Annotated in this window: 20 protein-coding genes; 9 read left to right on the top strand and 11 right to left on the bottom strand. The window is 38.9% G+C overall.

Annotated features, from left to right (window positions below; genetic code table 11):
• Positions 1-3 precede the first annotated feature (3 nt).
• Together NOS7107_RS08695 and lptC are read left to right on the top strand one after the other, a co-directional pair.
• Positions 4-636: an NYN domain-containing protein gene (locus NOS7107_RS08695; protein WP_015112605.1), complete on the top strand. Its 633-nt coding sequence runs from the start codon at positions 4-6 to the stop codon at positions 634-636.
• Positions 633-1895, top strand: a complete 1263-nt coding sequence (lptC, locus tag NOS7107_RS08690) for an LPS export ABC transporter periplasmic protein LptC (protein ID WP_015112604.1) — start codon at positions 633-635, stop codon at positions 1893-1895. Before NOS7107_RS08695 ends, lptC begins: the two co-directional genes overlap by 4 nt.
• Positions 1896-2016: 121 nt before the next feature.
• Here lptC and NOS7107_RS08685 read toward each other — a convergent pair whose 3' ends face one another.
• The 6 genes from NOS7107_RS08685 to NOS7107_RS08660 all read right to left on the bottom strand — a co-directional run bounded on the left by NOS7107_RS08685 (position 2017) and on the right by NOS7107_RS08660 (position 6853).
• Positions 2017-3162, bottom strand: a complete 1146-nt coding sequence (locus NOS7107_RS08685; protein WP_015110984.1) for an IS4 family transposase — start codon at positions 3160-3162, stop codon at positions 2017-2019.
• A 67-nt stretch (positions 3163-3229) separates the two neighbouring features.
• Entirely contained in the window at positions 3230-3727 is a 498-nt protein-coding gene (locus NOS7107_RS08680; protein ID WP_015112603.1) for a DUF4279 domain-containing protein, read from the bottom strand.
• A gap of 158 nt (positions 3728-3885) precedes the next feature.
• Positions 3886-4614, bottom strand: coding sequence for a hypothetical protein (locus NOS7107_RS08675; RefSeq protein WP_015112602.1), 729 nt, complete (start codon positions 4612-4614; stop codon positions 3886-3888).
• 34 nt (positions 4615-4648) lie between these two features.
• Complete coding sequence (locus NOS7107_RS08670) at positions 4649-5452, bottom strand: serine protease (protein WP_083889691.1); 804 nt, start codon at positions 5450-5452, stop codon at positions 4649-4651.
• Positions 5453-5459: 7 nt separating this feature from the next.
• Positions 5460-6248: a serine protease gene (locus NOS7107_RS08665; protein WP_015112600.1), complete on the bottom strand. Its 789-nt coding sequence runs from the start codon at positions 6246-6248 to the stop codon at positions 5460-5462.
• 41 nt (positions 6249-6289) lie between these two features.
• Positions 6290-6853: a COP23 domain-containing protein gene (locus NOS7107_RS08660; protein ID WP_015112599.1), complete on the bottom strand. Its 564-nt coding sequence runs from the start codon at positions 6851-6853 to the stop codon at positions 6290-6292.
• 367 nt (positions 6854-7220) lie between these two features.
• Between NOS7107_RS08660 and NOS7107_RS27720 the strand changes: the two genes are divergently transcribed.
• The 4 genes from NOS7107_RS27720 (at position 7221) to NOS7107_RS08645 (ending at position 9729) form a co-directional block, all read left to right on the top strand.
• Positions 7221-7304, top strand: coding sequence for a sodium-dependent bicarbonate transport family permease (locus NOS7107_RS27720; protein ID WP_253274554.1), 84 nt, complete (start codon positions 7221-7223; stop codon positions 7302-7304).
• A gap of 4 nt (positions 7305-7308) precedes the next feature.
• Positions 7309-7608, top strand: a complete 300-nt coding sequence (locus tag NOS7107_RS08655) for a hypothetical protein (RefSeq protein WP_015112598.1) — start codon at positions 7309-7311, stop codon at positions 7606-7608.
• A gap of 88 nt (positions 7609-7696) precedes the next feature.
• A complete protein-coding gene (locus NOS7107_RS08650) occupies positions 7697-8371 on the top strand; it encodes a carbonic anhydrase (protein WP_015112597.1) in 675 nt (224 codons plus the stop codon).
• Between the two features lie 98 nt (positions 8372-8469).
• Complete coding sequence (locus NOS7107_RS08645; RefSeq protein ID WP_367580213.1) at positions 8470-9729, top strand: proton extrusion protein PcxA; 1260 nt, start codon at positions 8470-8472, stop codon at positions 9727-9729.
• A 34-nt stretch (positions 9730-9763) separates the two neighbouring features.
• Here NOS7107_RS08645 and NOS7107_RS08640 read toward each other — a convergent pair whose 3' ends face one another.
• The 4 genes from NOS7107_RS08640 to NOS7107_RS08625 all read right to left on the bottom strand — a co-directional run bounded on the left by NOS7107_RS08640 (position 9764) and on the right by NOS7107_RS08625 (position 13183).
• Positions 9764-9946: a hypothetical protein gene (locus NOS7107_RS08640; protein WP_015112595.1), complete on the bottom strand. Its 183-nt coding sequence runs from the start codon at positions 9944-9946 to the stop codon at positions 9764-9766.
• A gap of 218 nt (positions 9947-10164) precedes the next feature.
• A complete protein-coding gene (locus tag NOS7107_RS08635; RefSeq protein WP_015112594.1) occupies positions 10165-10671 on the bottom strand; it encodes a GNAT family N-acetyltransferase in 507 nt (168 codons plus the stop codon).
• A gap of 120 nt (positions 10672-10791) precedes the next feature.
• Positions 10792-12477 carry an NAD(P)H-quinone oxidoreductase subunit 4 gene (locus NOS7107_RS08630; protein WP_015112593.1) on the bottom strand — a complete coding sequence of 562 codons (1686 nt, stop codon included), beginning with the start codon at positions 12475-12477 and terminating at the stop codon, positions 10792-10794.
• Between the two features lie 199 nt (positions 12478-12676).
• Complete coding sequence (locus NOS7107_RS08625) at positions 12677-13183, bottom strand: GNAT family N-acetyltransferase (RefSeq protein WP_015112592.1); 507 nt, start codon at positions 13181-13183, stop codon at positions 12677-12679.
• Positions 13184-13202: 19 nt separating this feature from the next.
• Between NOS7107_RS08625 and NOS7107_RS08620 the strand changes: the two genes are divergently transcribed.
• On the top strand, positions 13203-14342 hold the full coding sequence (locus tag NOS7107_RS08620) for an FAD-binding oxidoreductase (protein ID WP_015112591.1): 1140 nt from the start codon (positions 13203-13205) through the stop codon (positions 14340-14342).
• Between the two features lie 107 nt (positions 14343-14449).
• Here the strand turns inward: NOS7107_RS08620 and NOS7107_RS08615 are convergent, their stop codons facing one another.
• Positions 14450-15169, bottom strand: a complete 720-nt coding sequence (locus NOS7107_RS08615; RefSeq protein ID WP_015112590.1) for a hypothetical protein — start codon at positions 15167-15169, stop codon at positions 14450-14452.
• 160 nt (positions 15170-15329) lie between these two features.
• On the opposite strand from NOS7107_RS08615, the gene NOS7107_RS08610 reads away from it, so the two are divergent.
• Positions 15330-15578: a hypothetical protein gene (locus NOS7107_RS08610; protein ID WP_015112589.1), complete on the top strand. Its 249-nt coding sequence runs from the start codon at positions 15330-15332 to the stop codon at positions 15576-15578.
• Positions 15579-15971, top strand: a complete 393-nt coding sequence (locus NOS7107_RS08605; RefSeq protein WP_015112588.1) for a type II toxin-antitoxin system VapC family toxin — start codon at positions 15579-15581, stop codon at positions 15969-15971.
• Positions 15972-16044 lie beyond the last annotated feature (73 nt).

Below are 16044 nucleotides of genomic sequence, written 5' to 3'. Positions count from 1 at the left end.
ACAATGTTGAATAATTTAGAAAACGACTCGATATTTACGCCAGAACAAGTTTTAGAGAATCGAGGTCGAGTCGCCATATTTATTGATGGATCAAATCTATTTTACGCTGCCTTGCAATTAGGAATTGAAATTGATTACACCAAGTTATTATGTCGTTTAACAGGTGGATCTAGACTGTTGCGGGCATTTTTCTACACAGGTGTAGATAGAACCAACGAAAAGCAACAAGGTTTTTTGTTGTGGATGCGGCGGAATGGTTATCGAGTCATCGCTAAAGACTTAGTACAGCTACCAGATGGTTCTAAAAAAGCCAACTTAGATGTCGAAATAGCCGTTGATATGATGGCTTTGGTAGATTCCTATGATACGGCGGTTTTGGTGAGTGGTGATGGGGATTTAGCCTACGCTGTTAATTCTGTAAGCTATCGTGGTGTCAGGGTAGAGGTTGTGAGTTTACGCTCAATGACCAGTGATAGCTTAATTAATGTGAGCGATCGCTACATTGATTTAGAAGCTATCAAAGAAGATATCCAAAAAACTCCTCGCCAGAGTTACCCATATCGCCCTTTGTCGGGAATGGGTTTTTTGGATGACCCCACAGACCATGATGGACATCTAGAAATTCAAGATACATGAAGCATCAGCAAGGCAGGCAAATAGCAAAAAGAAAGTTAAGATTTATGGGGGGAAGAACAAATACATACCCCGGCTTTCATACATTTCCTTTTGCTAGTTTTATTCAAATCAAAACAAATTGGTATTACCTGCCTTTAACTCTACTATTAATGATGAGTTTAGGAGCTTGTGGCGGTAAATCTTCCACAAGCTCTAATCAAAACAACCAACGTTCAGCAGCGGATTCAGAGAGTAACTTAACCTTTTTTGATGTAACTTTAGAACAAGCTGATGAAGTAGGGCGACCGCTGTGGAAAGTCCGCGCAAAACAGGCAGTTTACACCAAAGAAAAAGAAATTGGTCAAGCCGAAAGTCCTTATGGAGAGTTATATCAAGATGGCAAAGTAATTTATCAAATTAAAGCAGACCAAGCAGATATTCAACAAGATGGTAAACGGCTATTTCTCAAAGGAAAAATCTTGGCCACAGACCCTAATAATGGCGTGGTTTTACAAGGAAATGAAATGGAATGGCTACCCAAAGAAGATTTATTAATTGTTCGCAATCAAATCAACGGTAAGCATAAACAGTTACAAGCAGTAGCGCAAGAAGCAAGAGTTAAAACCCGCGCCCAAGTAGTAGATTTTTTCGGTAAAGTTGTGGCCAATTCTACTGATCCCCAATTACGAATGCGGACTGAGCATTTAATTTGGCAGATTAAACAAGAACAATTAATTGGCGATCGCCCTTTACAATTTGAACGTTATAAAAATAATCAAATCACAGATCGTGGCCGAGGTAATTCCGCCGAAGTTAACTTAAAAACAAAGATTGTTACCATTAAACAAAATGCCCAGGCCGATTTATTAGACCCACCAGTACAAATCTTGAGTAACTCCATGATCTGGGATATGAATGCAGAAAACGTCAGGACAAATTCTGCGGTTCGCGTCTTCCACCGTGCGGAAAAATTGACGGTGACAGGTAATCAAGCTGAAATGAAAATACCGCAAAAAACGGTTTATTTAGTAGGTAATGTTAACGCCGTTGGTCAGCGTCGACAGTCTTTAAAATCCCAGAATTTAACTTGGTATCTCGATAAAAAGTTACTAGAAGCACAGGGAAATGTAGTTTATAAACAAGTATCTCCAGCTTTAACTTTCAATGGAGACACCGCCGTTGGTAATCTGGAAACAGAAAATATTGTTGTTAGTGGCGGTAAAACAGGTAATCGAGTGGTGACAGAAATTATTCCTGAATCACCAACACCGAAGAACTAAAAAGTAAAAAGTAAAAAGTAAAAAGGTGTAGGTTGGGTGGAGGAACGGAACCCAACATTCTCAAGAATCCTTCTCATCATAATTAAAGTAAATGTCTAGACCTGAAGGGGTGACAAAAAAGTTATAAAGCAGACTGGATAAGAGTCATAGCCCGTAGACCTTGTTGAAAATATGGCAGTTTACTGGGCTTGAGGCGCATCAATTCATGAGCTAAATCAGCCCAAAATTCCATTGCCCCTACCCATAACTGACCATACAAACCAATCCAAAAAGCACTATGTCGGCGGTGCAATCGTTGTAACTCCTTCAGACGACCAACATATTTTTGTAGTCCAGAGGAGCGAGAATTACGACCAACTAAAATAGCACAAGTATAGGCAATAGCAATTAATAAAATCAGTGCTATCAAACGTTGACCATCAGCATAAGTAGATTCGAGATTATACCCCCCAGTTTTACAATCTTTAAACATGGCTTCGATACCACTCCGCAACTTAAATGCTTTAATGGCATCTTTGAGACTATCAAGGTTAGTTAATAAAAACCAGCCAGCAGGCTCAACAACTCCACGATATTTGCGCTTGTAATATCCGGCGAGATTAAAATTGGCAAACCCTTTCTGTTTAGTTGCTTGAATCCCTGTCAAAAAAAACGAGATGCCAGGAGTTAATCCCAAAGATTGTAAGCGTTGGTGTGATTGGTTTTCTTGCCGAATATAAGTACCTTGTTTCTGACGCAATACAAAGTCAATGCCCTTGCTATGTAACCAATTTGCTAGTTTTATACTGTGGAATTCTCTATCTCCCAGTACCAGCATTTGATATCCCTTAAATAACTGCAATAGTGGACGAATTAATTTTTTCTGCTCTCCCAAATTGCTACATCCTTTTTTAGGTAACAATAGCCAGTACACAGGTATTGCTCTTTTTTGTTCTATTAAACTAATTACAAATACATTTTGTGAACGCCATTGTGTTCTATCAATCGCAAATATTAGCCGTTTCTCTCCTCTTTTCAGACTATTTTTCACCCATCGTTTGAGCAGGGGAAACCACAGATATGGAATCGACAACTGAGGTAGTAGTAAAAATCTTTGTATACTCCGCCTCCGACTTTCAAATTTTATCGGTTGTGGAAATACTGTTGCTAGTTTCTCAATTGTCACAGTTTTATGAAATTGCAATAGCATTAGTAAGATTTCTAGCATCTTGTACTGTGCGGGTGTCAGTACATTTTGAAAGCAGTTTTGGTAGAATTTAGGTAACATTATCATTTGATAGGTCTTGTTGAGAATACCTGACCTATCTTTTTTACCCCAAAACGGTCACGCTCCTCTATTTTCTTGGCTTCAGCCGCTTTGTCACCCCTTCAGTGTCTAGACTAAGACTCAAACCTCTTTCACTAATTCGCTGAAGCGTTTGCGGTGAAAAATCAAGTCCACGATTCCACCGCTTCAACCATAATCCGCAGAATAAATCAGCATCAAACTTAGTCGTCAGTTTGTACCATACACCAAGATCCACAGGTAATTGGTCAAATAAAGTATTGATCTGATCTTCAAGACTGACACCTGCACATCTTTTAACACGATATACCCAGAATCCAACTTTACGGATTCGATCATAGACTTTGCCTCGAAAAATATCACCCTTCTTGTATGACTGAGTAGGGTTAATACCAAGAAGGTCTGTCACGTCATCTGGAACCAAATCATCACTCCAAAATCGCAATGAAACCGAACACTCATCAACTTCTCCTCCTGCTATCCAAACAATCTCTCCTACAGGTTTCTCTGGTGGCAATCTTAGTGATGGTTCCAATGACTCATCCATAAATTATTGACTATTGTTTATATTTAGGAATTTTCATAAAAACAAAAATAGCTAATCGCTAGGTTTGAAAATTACCAGCAATTAGCTATTAATTATAGTTTTTTAACTACGGCATAGCATCTATTCTTTTAACTTTTGCCTTTTACCTTTTGCCTTATTTACGGCTGACTAGGTGCAGTACAAGCACTATTAAACCCATAAGCTTCTTGCCAATGTCTCACTGTTCCCTTACCGATGGGAAAAACTTTAGTATCACCATTGGCAAAAGTTAACCGCGCACGAATTTCTTTTGCTGGAGCTTTGCGTAAAATATTAGCAGCATCGGCATTAATGGCAAACAAAGTATCTGACATATACCAAGTATTGTTATATGAAACGTTTTGATTATTTTCATATTCTGTATATGTATACTTGCCAGAAAAGCCTCTGACTTTGCTATTAGGAACAGGAGTTAACTGGAGAATTTGGCCATCAATACCTAACTCTATTGTTGTGGGTGCAATTTCATCTAATATAGCTTGGCCATTGCTGGGGGCTGTTTGCACAACAATTTTGGCAAAGCAGCCTTCAATTTTGCTTCCCCAAAGAGAAACAACGACAAATCTACCGGGACGGGGGCCGTTAAAGGGGCTTTTAATCAAACTGCTTAATGGATCTTCACCGTGGGCATCAATGACTACTTTGCCTAAAGCGAAATTTACCAGGGTATCTTGAATATTAACGAGTTTACTAAAAGGCAAACCACCACCAGCCCAAGGCATCCCATTCACAGTATTGAGTTTATCTTCATCAATTGCACTTTGAGCGATCGCTTTTTTGCCATCCAAATTTGGCAATGTTGGCAATAGTAATACAGTTAAAAGGCTAAATCTTAAAAACTTTTTCATCTTAAAAATTCGTGACGTAAAAAAGATGTAATAATTAGCAAATTCTACCAGGACAAGAACCTGCGGCTCCACCAGAACCATTGATTACACTGGGTCTTCCAATGGTAGGAACATTTGCAGATGCAGGTTTGTCTTTGGTTTGAGCAATGGGAATTGTCAATTTTAAAGTGCTGACGGCTTTGGAATTGAGCAAAAATTTGATGGGAATGCCGAGGTTAAAACCAACTTTGAGATTATCGTCATCTCTAGCGCCCCGTCCGTGAATCCCAATTAAACGCCCATTGTCGTCTAATACTGGGCCACCACTCATACCACTATGAGTAGTGTTGCTGTAAATTAAGGTGTAACCTTCTTTGTCTTGAGAATTTGTACCAATAATTTGTCCCATTGGAACTAACACAGTCCGGCTTTGAATGCCATTTAATGGTTCTGGTGCGCCGGATACATATACAGTTGTTCCTTCTCTTGTGGCATCAGAATTACCGAAAATAGCAACGTTATGTGCCTTATCGCTGTTAAACTGTAAAACTGCTAAATCCGCTTCTGGCACACGGGTGATTGATGTTGGTGAGATTTGATACTGAGTCTGATCCCGCGTTTGAATGGTATAGGTTCCTGACTCATCAACAACGTGCCAATTGGTGAGAACACTGTAAGTTTTGCCTTTGCGGTAAATAATGACTCCAGAACCGAGTTTAGGGCCACTAATCAATACAGTAATATCTTTAGCAAGATTGGTGACATCTTGAGCAGTTAAGGGTCGAGCAATTTCTACTTGCGTAAAGGCGATCGCTACTCCGATAATTGCTGTTGTTAATCCACGATTAAGTCTCATCATCTGACCTCTAATCAGCCTTACTGAATACAGTAGTAACCGTAGTTTTTTCGGCTTTGGGCATCATTTGTATTACCTTTGTTATCGGTACAGCCCAACTCAGGCGAATAATCATTTGATGCAGTCTTTCCTCAGCTTTAGAACCATCAGCAAACACCGAAGGTTGATCCCACAAAGGATAAGCCTGCATCCCATTGATTCCCACCACATGACCCCGACGATTTAATAAAGGGCCGCCACTCATTCCGTTTTTAATATTGTTGGTGTAGCCTAGCTGATAACCGCCTTCTAACGGTTTGGCTAAAACTAAACCCACTTTACCTGTAGTCAATGCAAAGCTTTGTTTTTTCCCTCTTTCTTCCACTGCTGGATAACCCGCAGCAAATACTTCATCTCCTGGCGTGGGAGATGCACCAAAAGATGCTACTGTATAAATACTGTTTGCACTTTTAAATTGCAACACAGCCAAATCGGTTTTCCCGAAGTTTACGCGTCGAGGTAAATTAGCTGTATAAATCCTACCATCCAAAGTTTGCACGCGATAGGGAGGATCACCAGCTTGTAACACATGAGCATTAGTCAACACCGTATATGTCGTACCGTTGCGACGTAATATAATACCTGATCCCAAAAAATCGGAAGATATGACTTTGACGGTAATAGACCGCGCCTGTTGGGAAATAGAGACTGACTGAGCAATATAATCTGGTGCAGGAATACTGACAACTGGTGCTGAGGCCGACAGTGTAAAGGGGATACTGCCAAGACAAACAACCAGCGTCAACAAAGAACAATTCATCTATCTGTATTTACAAAGGATATGAAATAGCGATCGCATCTTTATTCATTAATATTTGGATTGATATCACTATTTTGCTCATTTGTAGCATGATTCAGATATGTATCAAAATCGATATTCAATGAGTCTCCGCCACTTTCATTGAGTACATTCCCAGCCACTAATCCTCGACGATTCATCAATCTTCTCAAGGTTGCCTTCGCATTACTACCACGCTTGAGAGTGAATAACAAAGAACTATCTGTACAAGGCGCATTTTGATTCACCGCTGCACATACCACCGGTTCACCTCGGAGGATGCCAGTTTTAATATACTTTAGTTTACCGTTGTCATAGCTTTTTTGAAATCTCCGCGATACTTCATAACAACGGCGTTCCGAATTCCATTCCCTAGTAAAGTAATCCTGCGATGACCATTGAATCATCGGGACTTTCCTACCATCTTGAGTTTGAGCGACTGTTATCGGTATACCCTGACGCTTTTCACACTTGAAGATAGTCCCTCCCGCATAACTGGGCTGATCGATAGTTGCAATCATACCCAACGCAGCTACAGAAGTTGCGGCAATCCCCATTAATCCTTGGCTAAAGAACCCCAATTTCATGCTTAACACTTAACTTCCTCGACAATATCAGGTGTCTTACTGAAAGTGTAAAACACCGTTGACCGTAAAATCACGGTAATAGTTCCAGCTATATAATTAATTTACCTTAAACCTAGTACAACAAGGCAAAAGTGAAGAATCAAAAGGAAAAAGAAAGAATAGTGACACCACAAGCCTTTTAGCAATTCCAGATGGTCTGTTTATTTCCTCCAACCTGTACTAGTAGCAGTACCCATAGTAAGACTACTTACGTGGATCGCAATTTACTTTAATTGATTAAGAATTATTTAGCAAAATATAATTCAGGAGCCAGACTTCAGAATTTCATAGGAATTGTTCCTGAAGCTAATCTAGTTTATATGTATCGATGGTATTAGCTCTAACTTTTCCTTTCAACATTATTATTGGTATTCCTTTGTATTTCAACATTATCAAAGCTATTGGAGTTTAACTAAATGGAAGCCATCAAAAAGATAGAAATAGTGACAAACTCTTTAGAAATCATCAAGGTTATAGAAATTTTAGAAAAGGTCGGAATTTCTTGTTACACAGCAATTGAATATGTCACAGGTAAAGTAGATAGAGGTAAAGTTTTTAATGATTTAGAAACCCATGCACTTACCAATGGATATGTGATGAGCGTTTGTACACAAGAACAAGAAAAAGAACAAGAATTAGTAACAGCAATTGAGGCAATTTTGGAAAAGTTTGGAAGTGTGTGTATTGTCTCTGATGCCAAATGGATTACACATTAGATAAGCTCTGAGGAGACGTATTGATACTATCAGCGTCTCTAAAAATCACATTTAGCTTATTACTAATATTACTAAGGAGTATTTAACCGTGCCAATTAAACGCATCATTGCGGGGCTGAATGAATTTCACGATAATTATTTTATTACACATCGAGAATTATTTGAAAATTTATCACAAGGTCAAAATCCAGAAGTATTATTTATTACTTGCTCTGATTCTCGGATTGATCCTTTTTTAATCACTCAGAGTCAGCCTGGAGATTTATTTGTTATCCGCAATGTTGGTAATATTATTCCGCCCTATGGCTCACCTAATAGCGCTGAAGCTGCGGGAATCGAATATGCAATTCAAGCTTTAAATATCGATGATATAGTGATTTGTGGTCATTCTCATTGTGGTGCGATGAGAGGATTATTACAAATAGGTAGTTTAGCACAGCAAATGCCTTTAGTTTATGACTGGTTGCGGCATTACGCTGAACCGACTCGCCGCTTAGTTATGGATAACTACAAAGATTATCCGCCTGACAAGCTATTAAAAATTGCCATTGAACAGAATGTACTAACGCAGATAGAAAATCTCGAAACCCATCCAATTATTCGTTCTCGACTTCACAGCGGTCAACTGACTCTTCATGCGTGGATTTATGAAATTGAGAGCGGTGAAGTTTTTGCTTATGATGCTGAAGCTGGTCAATTTAAGATTTTAGAAAATCGACCATTCCCTGTACCAAATCCTTTGATTGGTGTATATTCAGAGTAATTAATTATTAATGTTTGATAGGGTAATAGTGAGATTTTAAACTCATTATTACCCTATCTTAATTTTAGATTACCCTGAATTCGGCAATGAAGAATTTTTTGTTTATAAAGAATAGTGATTTGCTGCTGCAAAAAGTATCTGAATATTGGGAAGCGATGAAGCAATGGTTTATGAATACACCAGAGCGATCGCTGACACAAGCTTACGAGGCTGCACAGAAAATCAGAAATATTGAGATAGAGTATTTTAACGGTCAAATCATTGCTACCGCATCCGTAAATGAGACACCCAATGTCATATCTTATTGGCAGAGTATACTTACACAAAATTTAACTATTATTAAACTGAGATTAGCAGAATTTCAGGCTAGTCGGTCACTACTAGAAATCTCTAATCCAGTTTTATTAGATAAACTTCAGTTTATTGATAAAGTTATCGATAAATATCAGCAACAAACAGTAATAATTAGCAATATAAATAAACAATCAATCTCGCAACCTATAAAAATTGATGGTGAAATTTACCAGAATACATCTAATCTAATCAATCCTAGCGGCAGCAATCAAAGTATAGGATTTCTTCCCAGTTCTATCGGTAGAACAATTAATAGAATTACCACTGACTTTTCTCCCCAGGCTGAAGCAGACTTTATTCGGAATTACCACATTTCTCAAAATCGGACTAGAACCTCGATTAGGTTTTTAATTCTTCTTATTGTTATTCCTTTATTAACACGGCAATTATCTAAAGAATTTTTAGTTAGTCCGATAGTAGCGAATATGAGAAGTACGCATAATACTTCAATTTTCATTAATTCCGAAATGGAGGAAGAAGCCTTCAAAGAGTTAAAAAATTTTGAAGAAAAATTAAAATTTCAAAGTTTGCTCAAGAAAGCTCCGGTTTTATCTTCAGAGGAAATTGAGGCAAGTGTCAAAGAGAAAGCTATAGAAATAGCTCAAGAATTTCGGTGGAAAAGTAAAGATGCTATTAGTAATATTTTTGCTGATTTTATTTCCTTAGTAGCGTTTGCAGTAGTAGTAGCTAATGGAAAAAGAGAAATTGCGGCTATTAAGTCTTTTATGGATGAAATTATCTTTGGTTTGAGCGATAGTGCCAAAGCCTTTGTAATTATTTTGTTCACGGATATATTTGTTGGATTCCACTCACCACATGGCTGGGAAGTCATTCTTGAAGGTTTAGCCGAACATCTTGGTGTAGCACCGAATGAAAGTTTGATATTTCTATTTATTGCTACATTTCCTGTGATTTTAGATACGGTTGTTAAATACTGGATATTCCGTTATCTCAGTCGCTTGTCACCTTCAGCACTAGCTACATACAAAGAAATGAACGAGTAGTAATACTAATTAATTCAGATGAGCTTGATAGCAATTACTTTCCTTCTTCTGTTGACTGAACATTACCACTAACCATCGTTTGTAATAAATTTTTGACAAACCAGAAAGTTGCTGATGTTAACAACACAATCATTAAACTAGCAAGGACAGCAAAAGGATAAACAATCAATAAAATTAACATTGTAAAAATCACACTAGTGATTAATGTTTTATTCATATCCTTATATTTGTTGTAGTCTCTGGTTTTAGATTAACTAGTGACAAGGCGAATAGTCATATATCTAAAAGTAGGTATTTGGATGAAGCTGGCCATGTATGATGCAGATTTTATGGGTAGAAGTGGTATTAAGTCATTTTTTCTTGCATGATTGTCTACCAGACATAGCACAGTGGGCAATATCGAAAGGAAGATCGCCTTCGAGAAGTTTTTTAAGGTTAAACTTCATTAAAAGCTGATGGATAAACAACTTTTCCTTTATATCTTTCCTGATAGCTTTTCAATAGTTTAACCATGAATACATCTTCTGGTACTGGAAAGGGAGATTCAATTTCATAGACACTCGATGATTGAAAACCAAAGCGAGAATAGAAATGAGGATGACCCAGTACAATTACAAGGGGTGCTTTTTTGGTTTCAGCTATTGCTAGCCCAGCTTTGACTAATGCACTGCCAATTCCTTGGTTTTGAAATTGTGGATGAATTGCTAGAGGTGCTAAACCAAGCACTTTTAGTGTTTCTTGACCCACCAAGTCAATGTAGCTAAAAAGAATGTGACCAACTACAAAATTGTCAATTTCTGCAACTACGGACAGTTCTGGAATATAGCGATCAGAACATCGAATTTTTGCAATTAGTTTAGCTTCGTTATCTTGCCCAAATGCTAATGTATTTACCTCAGCGATCGCTAAATAATCTTGTGGGCTTTCACAGCGGATGTTCATGCTGACAAATCTAATTATTTCACAATTCAGTTTGCTCGATATTTGGGAAGATAGCAATTAAAAAAGCGATCGCTCTATTGTTAGGCGATCGCTGAATTATCATTTTAGATATGGAACTTATTATTTAATCACGCCAAAAACAGGTGCAGTTTCCGGCTGGGCGATTTCGGGAGAAAAGAATCCCTTCGCATAGATTTTGGGATTAGCTTGGGCAAATTGAATATATGATTGGCGTACTTGAGTGTTAACAGCCACAGTTTTCACATCGTACATTTGCGTAGCCAGCTTGGGATAAAGACCAAAACCAATAATCAACACCAAGAAACAAGCGGCGATAAATATTTCCCGCGGTTGAGCATCTCTATAAACTGCTTCGCTAGGTAGGAGACAGTCTGTACCGAAGCAAACTGTTCCCTCATCTTCTTGATTTTCTAAAGAAGCATTGTTGATATCACAGGTGAGTTCTGCACTAGTACCATAAAATACTTGTCTCAACATCGAAAGCAGATAAATAGGGGTAAGGATAACTCCCACAGCGGCTAAGAACACCATGACTGTGCAGAATGTGGAACTGTAGATATCGCTGGTGGTAATGCCTACAAATACCTGAAGTTCGCTCACAAAGCCACTCATACCAGGAAGGGCTAGTGATGCCATTGCGCCAGCGGTGAATAAAGCAAAGACTTTTGGCATGACTTGGCCAATACCGCCCATACTTTCCATTGCCATTGTATGGGTGCGATCGTAGGTCACACCGGCTAAGAAGAATAATACTGCGGCAATTAAACCGTGAGAAAGCATTTGCAGCATTGCTCCACTAACACCGACATCAGTGAAGGAGGCAATACCTAACAAGACAAAGCCCATGTGGGAAATAGAGGAATAAGCCAGGCGGCGCTTCATGTTCTTCTGAGCAAAGGAGTTTAATGCACCATAAATAATGTTGATTACGCCGAGAGTTGCCAGGACTGGTGCAAAGTAAACATGGGCATCAGATAACAATTCTAAATTGAGGCGAATTAATCCATATCCGCCCATTTTGAGTAGAACCCCTGCTAACAGCATGGATACAGGGGCAGATGCTTCACCGTGGGCATCAGGCAACCATGTATGCAGGGGAAATATAGCTAACTTGACACCAAAAGCAATTAACAGTCCTGCATATAACCACAGTTCTAAAGCCAAAGGATAATTCTTAGCACCAAGTTCGACTATATCGAAGGTTGTATTATCGCCATAGAGAGCCATTGCCAGCCCTGCAACGAGGATAAAAATGGAAGCGGCGGCGGTATAAAGTAAGAATTTTGTCGCGGCGTAGCGGCGTTTTTGACCACCCCAAATTGATACAAGTAGGTAAACAGGAACCAGTTCTAGTTCCCACATAATAAAGAATAATAATAAGTCTTGGGCAACGAACACTCCGATTTGGGCGCTGTATAACAGCAACATCAAGAAGTAAAACAGGCGTGGCTTGAGGTTAACTTGCCAGGCTGCAAATATCGAAAGTGTTGTCACCAGCCCTGCCAATAACACCAGTGGCGCGGATATTCCATCGACTGAAACTGCCCAACTCAGCCCTAGCTGAGGCAACCAAGCATATTTCTCCACGAGTTGAAAAGTTGCATTGCTGGCATCGTAATGCTGCCAAAAAGCGTAGCACATCAAGATAAAATCTGCGATCGCCACACCTAGGGCATACCATCGCACAAGCTTGCCGTCTTTATCAGGCAGCACAGGGATGAGTATCGAAGCCACAAGTGGCAACATAATAATCGTAGTTAGCCAAGGAAATCCATCCGCTATCATGGCAGTAAGCAAAAATACTTATGTGTGTGAATGAGATTATTATATGCAATTTTGTTATATTTTCTTCATAAATCTTTACCCATAATAGGTATAGAAGGAATTGATTCTATCAATGGCTGAATAACGGTCAAGTTGTTCGATAATAGCTAAAAACTAGATTTAGTTAAGTGAAGCTCATCATTTCTACCATTTTGCCTAATTAAAGTCTCAATTCCATAAAAATCCAGTTGGCTCGGTATTCTGGCGGCACTTCATGTTTGGCAAAATATGGTTCAATATCTTGAAACCCCAGTGAATGATAGAGTGTTTGGGCTTCTTTAGTAAAAGGAGCAGTATCTAAGCGCAGTTTGGAGTAACCAATATTGGCAGCTTCATAGATGATATTTTCTAACAAAGCTTTACCGATACCTTTTTCCCGAAATTTTGGCTTGACATACATTCTTTTTATTTCACCAATTCCCTCATCAATTCTGCGTAAGCCAACACAACCAACGATTTTGCCTTTATATTTGGCCAAAAGTAAGCGTCCTACTGGTGGCATAAATTCATCTAGTTGAGCAAGAGATTCCTCTAAATAAGCATTAACATCAAAACTTAGATGAAATTCATGGCTCCACATTAAGTTTATCCAGCTAAAATATTCAAAAAATAAATTTTGCAGATGAATTTTATCTTGTTCGCTCTCGAATTGAATAATTTTTAGCAAAATAAATTCCTTATATTGAATGAAAACCTACGACTGGATTGTAGTTGGTGGCGGAATTACAGGTGCTACACTTGCCTATGAATTAGTCAAAGTCGGCTTGAGTGTACTGTTATTAGAACAACACGCCACACCAGACAATGCAACTCGATATAGTTATGGTGGATTAGCTTATTGGTCGGGGACAACACCACTCACTTGTCAATTATGCCAAGAAGCGATCGCCCGTTACCAAATTCTGTCTCAAGAATTAGATGCTGATATTCAGTTGCGGGAATTAGATTTATTACTGACGATTTCCGCCGATAGCAACCCAGAAGCAGCAGCTAGGGTTTATGCTAAATGTGCAATTCCACCGCGGTTACTGAGTGTACAAGCAGCTTGTGAGTTAGAACCACTATTAAATCGGGAAGTTATTTCCGGTGGGTTAACTGTCAAACATGGCCATATTCATCCCCAAAAAACCGCACAAGCTTATATACAAGCTTTTTTACGTGCTGGCGGTGAAATCCAGATTAGTCAAGTTTTGCAGGTTGTTAGAGGTGGTGTCCAAACAAATACCGCAAATTATCACAGCGCTAACGTAGTGATTTGTGCTGGTGGACTTAGCCGACAATTACTCAAATCAGTCGGGGTTTCTATCAAGGTATATTTTACCCATGCAGAAATGATTGAAATTCCGCCTGTTGATTTGCGGTTACATACTTTAGTCATGCCCGCTAATTTGCAAAGATTTGAATTAGAATCCGTATCTATACAAGTTGATGAACTGTGGAATCAACCTGATAAAGAATTAGCATCACCCATATTAGATGTAGGCACAGTTCAATTTTTAGATGGTAGCTTGCGCTTGGGACAAATTAGTCGCGTGCTGACAAATCCTCATGCACAAATTAATTCAGAAGAAAGCGAACAATGGCTGAGAAAAAGTATCACGCAAGTCTTACCAGCTTTAGGCAGCTTATCAGGAACTTGGCATAAGTGTTTAGTGGCGTTTAGTAACAAACGTTTTGTGATTGGTGCTGTTCCAGAGATTGATGGTGTGTATATTTTCTCTGGATTTAGCAATCCCTTAGTTTTTGTACCACCTTTAGCACAACGTTTTGCTAATTTTGTTGCTGGTAGAGAAGATGAAGTGATTACGGGACTTATGCAGGTTTAATGAGGTTTTTTGCAACGCAAAGGTGAGGCAGCGCGGTGGACGGGTTCCCCGGCATAAAGCGACTGCCGTCGCTGAGGTAGGCGCGGAGTTACGCGGAGGTTTTTTATTTAAGTCATGTTGATGTGATTTTGAGGGAATCTAATTTGTTTAGTTTCGAGATTTGTGGTGTCTGTGGCGATGATTTCGGCGGCTTCTTGTAAAAGTTGCTGTTGTTCTTGTTGCAGTGCTTCTAACCGAGAAGAAATTTCTGCTAATCTTTGATGTTTATCTTGATAAATACTTTGAATAGTATTTGTATTATCTATTTGATGATGATTGGTGATTTTATTAAAAGTAAAACCACCAACTTTAGCTAAGGTCAGGAATATAACTCTAATTAAAGCTTGTAATAATTTTAAGGGTGCTTGCAAAATAGAAAAACTTGCTGTTGTAAATAAACGCATAATGGCGTTAATAATACTAAACAGCATAGCCAGACTAAACAGAAAAATTACTAAACTGATAATAGGGTGATTTGCTGCCCAATTGAGTGTATGAAGTAGACGCAGCATAATGGGATGTTGTGTCAGCCAATCATTGATGGAAGAGGCGATCGCAGTTTCAATTGCGCCTGATGTTGTATTCTTAAACTGGTCAGCGGTTTGTAACCCTTGTCCAATGGAAGATTTAGCTTGTTCTAGGGTTGTCGTTGCTGTCTGCTGCAATGACTGTCCAAGTTGTTCTGCGGAGTTACTCACAGAGTTAGCCTCTTGGTGGACAAAATCTTTCATACTTTGCCAACTTTGAGAAACTTTTGACGGCAAACTGATATTGATTTGAGGTGTCATATTCACCGCAGTGGCTCACTTTTTACTTTTGCCTTGTTGTACTAGCGATCGCACTTTGTCAATTCTAATTAACTTGTGTCTCTGTGGGAAACTTACGTTAATATATTTTGTGGCAAAATAGCACGTTGTCTAGTTTTATTTACTTGCTCAGTAACTCTGTATGACTATCGCCGAACAAATTTATGAACTCGTCAAATCTCTTCCTCAAGACCAAGCTAGTGAGATTCTCACTTTTGCTGAATCTATTCGTGCTAAATACCTAAATGCCAATCAACCAAGCAATACATTCACTCCACAGCAATGGACAGAACTAGTTTATTCCTTAGCTGGAAGTTGGGGACAGGACTTTCCTAGTTTAGAAGATATTCGGGCAAATTCAGGACAAGACATCCCACGGGAGAGTCTCTAAATGTATGTTTTGGATACCAATACTCTGATCTACTATTTCAAAGGTCAAGGAAATGTTGTTCAAAATCTTGCTCAGGTCTCTCCCCAAAACATTGTCATTTCCACAATCGTTCTCTTTGAATTACAAGTCGGTATCGCTAAATCTAATTCACCTGCAAAACGCACTCAACAGCTTCAGCAAATATTGAGTCAAGTTAATCTGATATCGTTTGATCAGTCTCATGCTTTAGCTGCGGCGATTATTCGCGCTCAATTAGAGCAACAAGGTATACCCATAGGTGCGCTCGATATTTTAATTGCTGGTACAGCCGTAGCACTTCAGGCGACTCTTATAACTCATAATGTCAAAGAGTTCTCTAGGGTTGCAGGGCTGGCGATCGCAGATTGGTATTGAGAGAGTTCACACTGATAACAAAGGTATAGTTATTAGGGTAGGCTTTCTGTCCTACCCTACCAGAAGCTTTAAT

This window comes from Nostoc sp. PCC 7107 (assembly GCF_000316625.1).
In the GTDB taxonomy this organism is placed as follows: domain Bacteria; phylum Cyanobacteriota; class Cyanobacteriia; order Cyanobacteriales; family Nostocaceae; genus Nostoc_B.
This window is presented reverse-complemented; position numbering and strand designations above follow the sequence as displayed.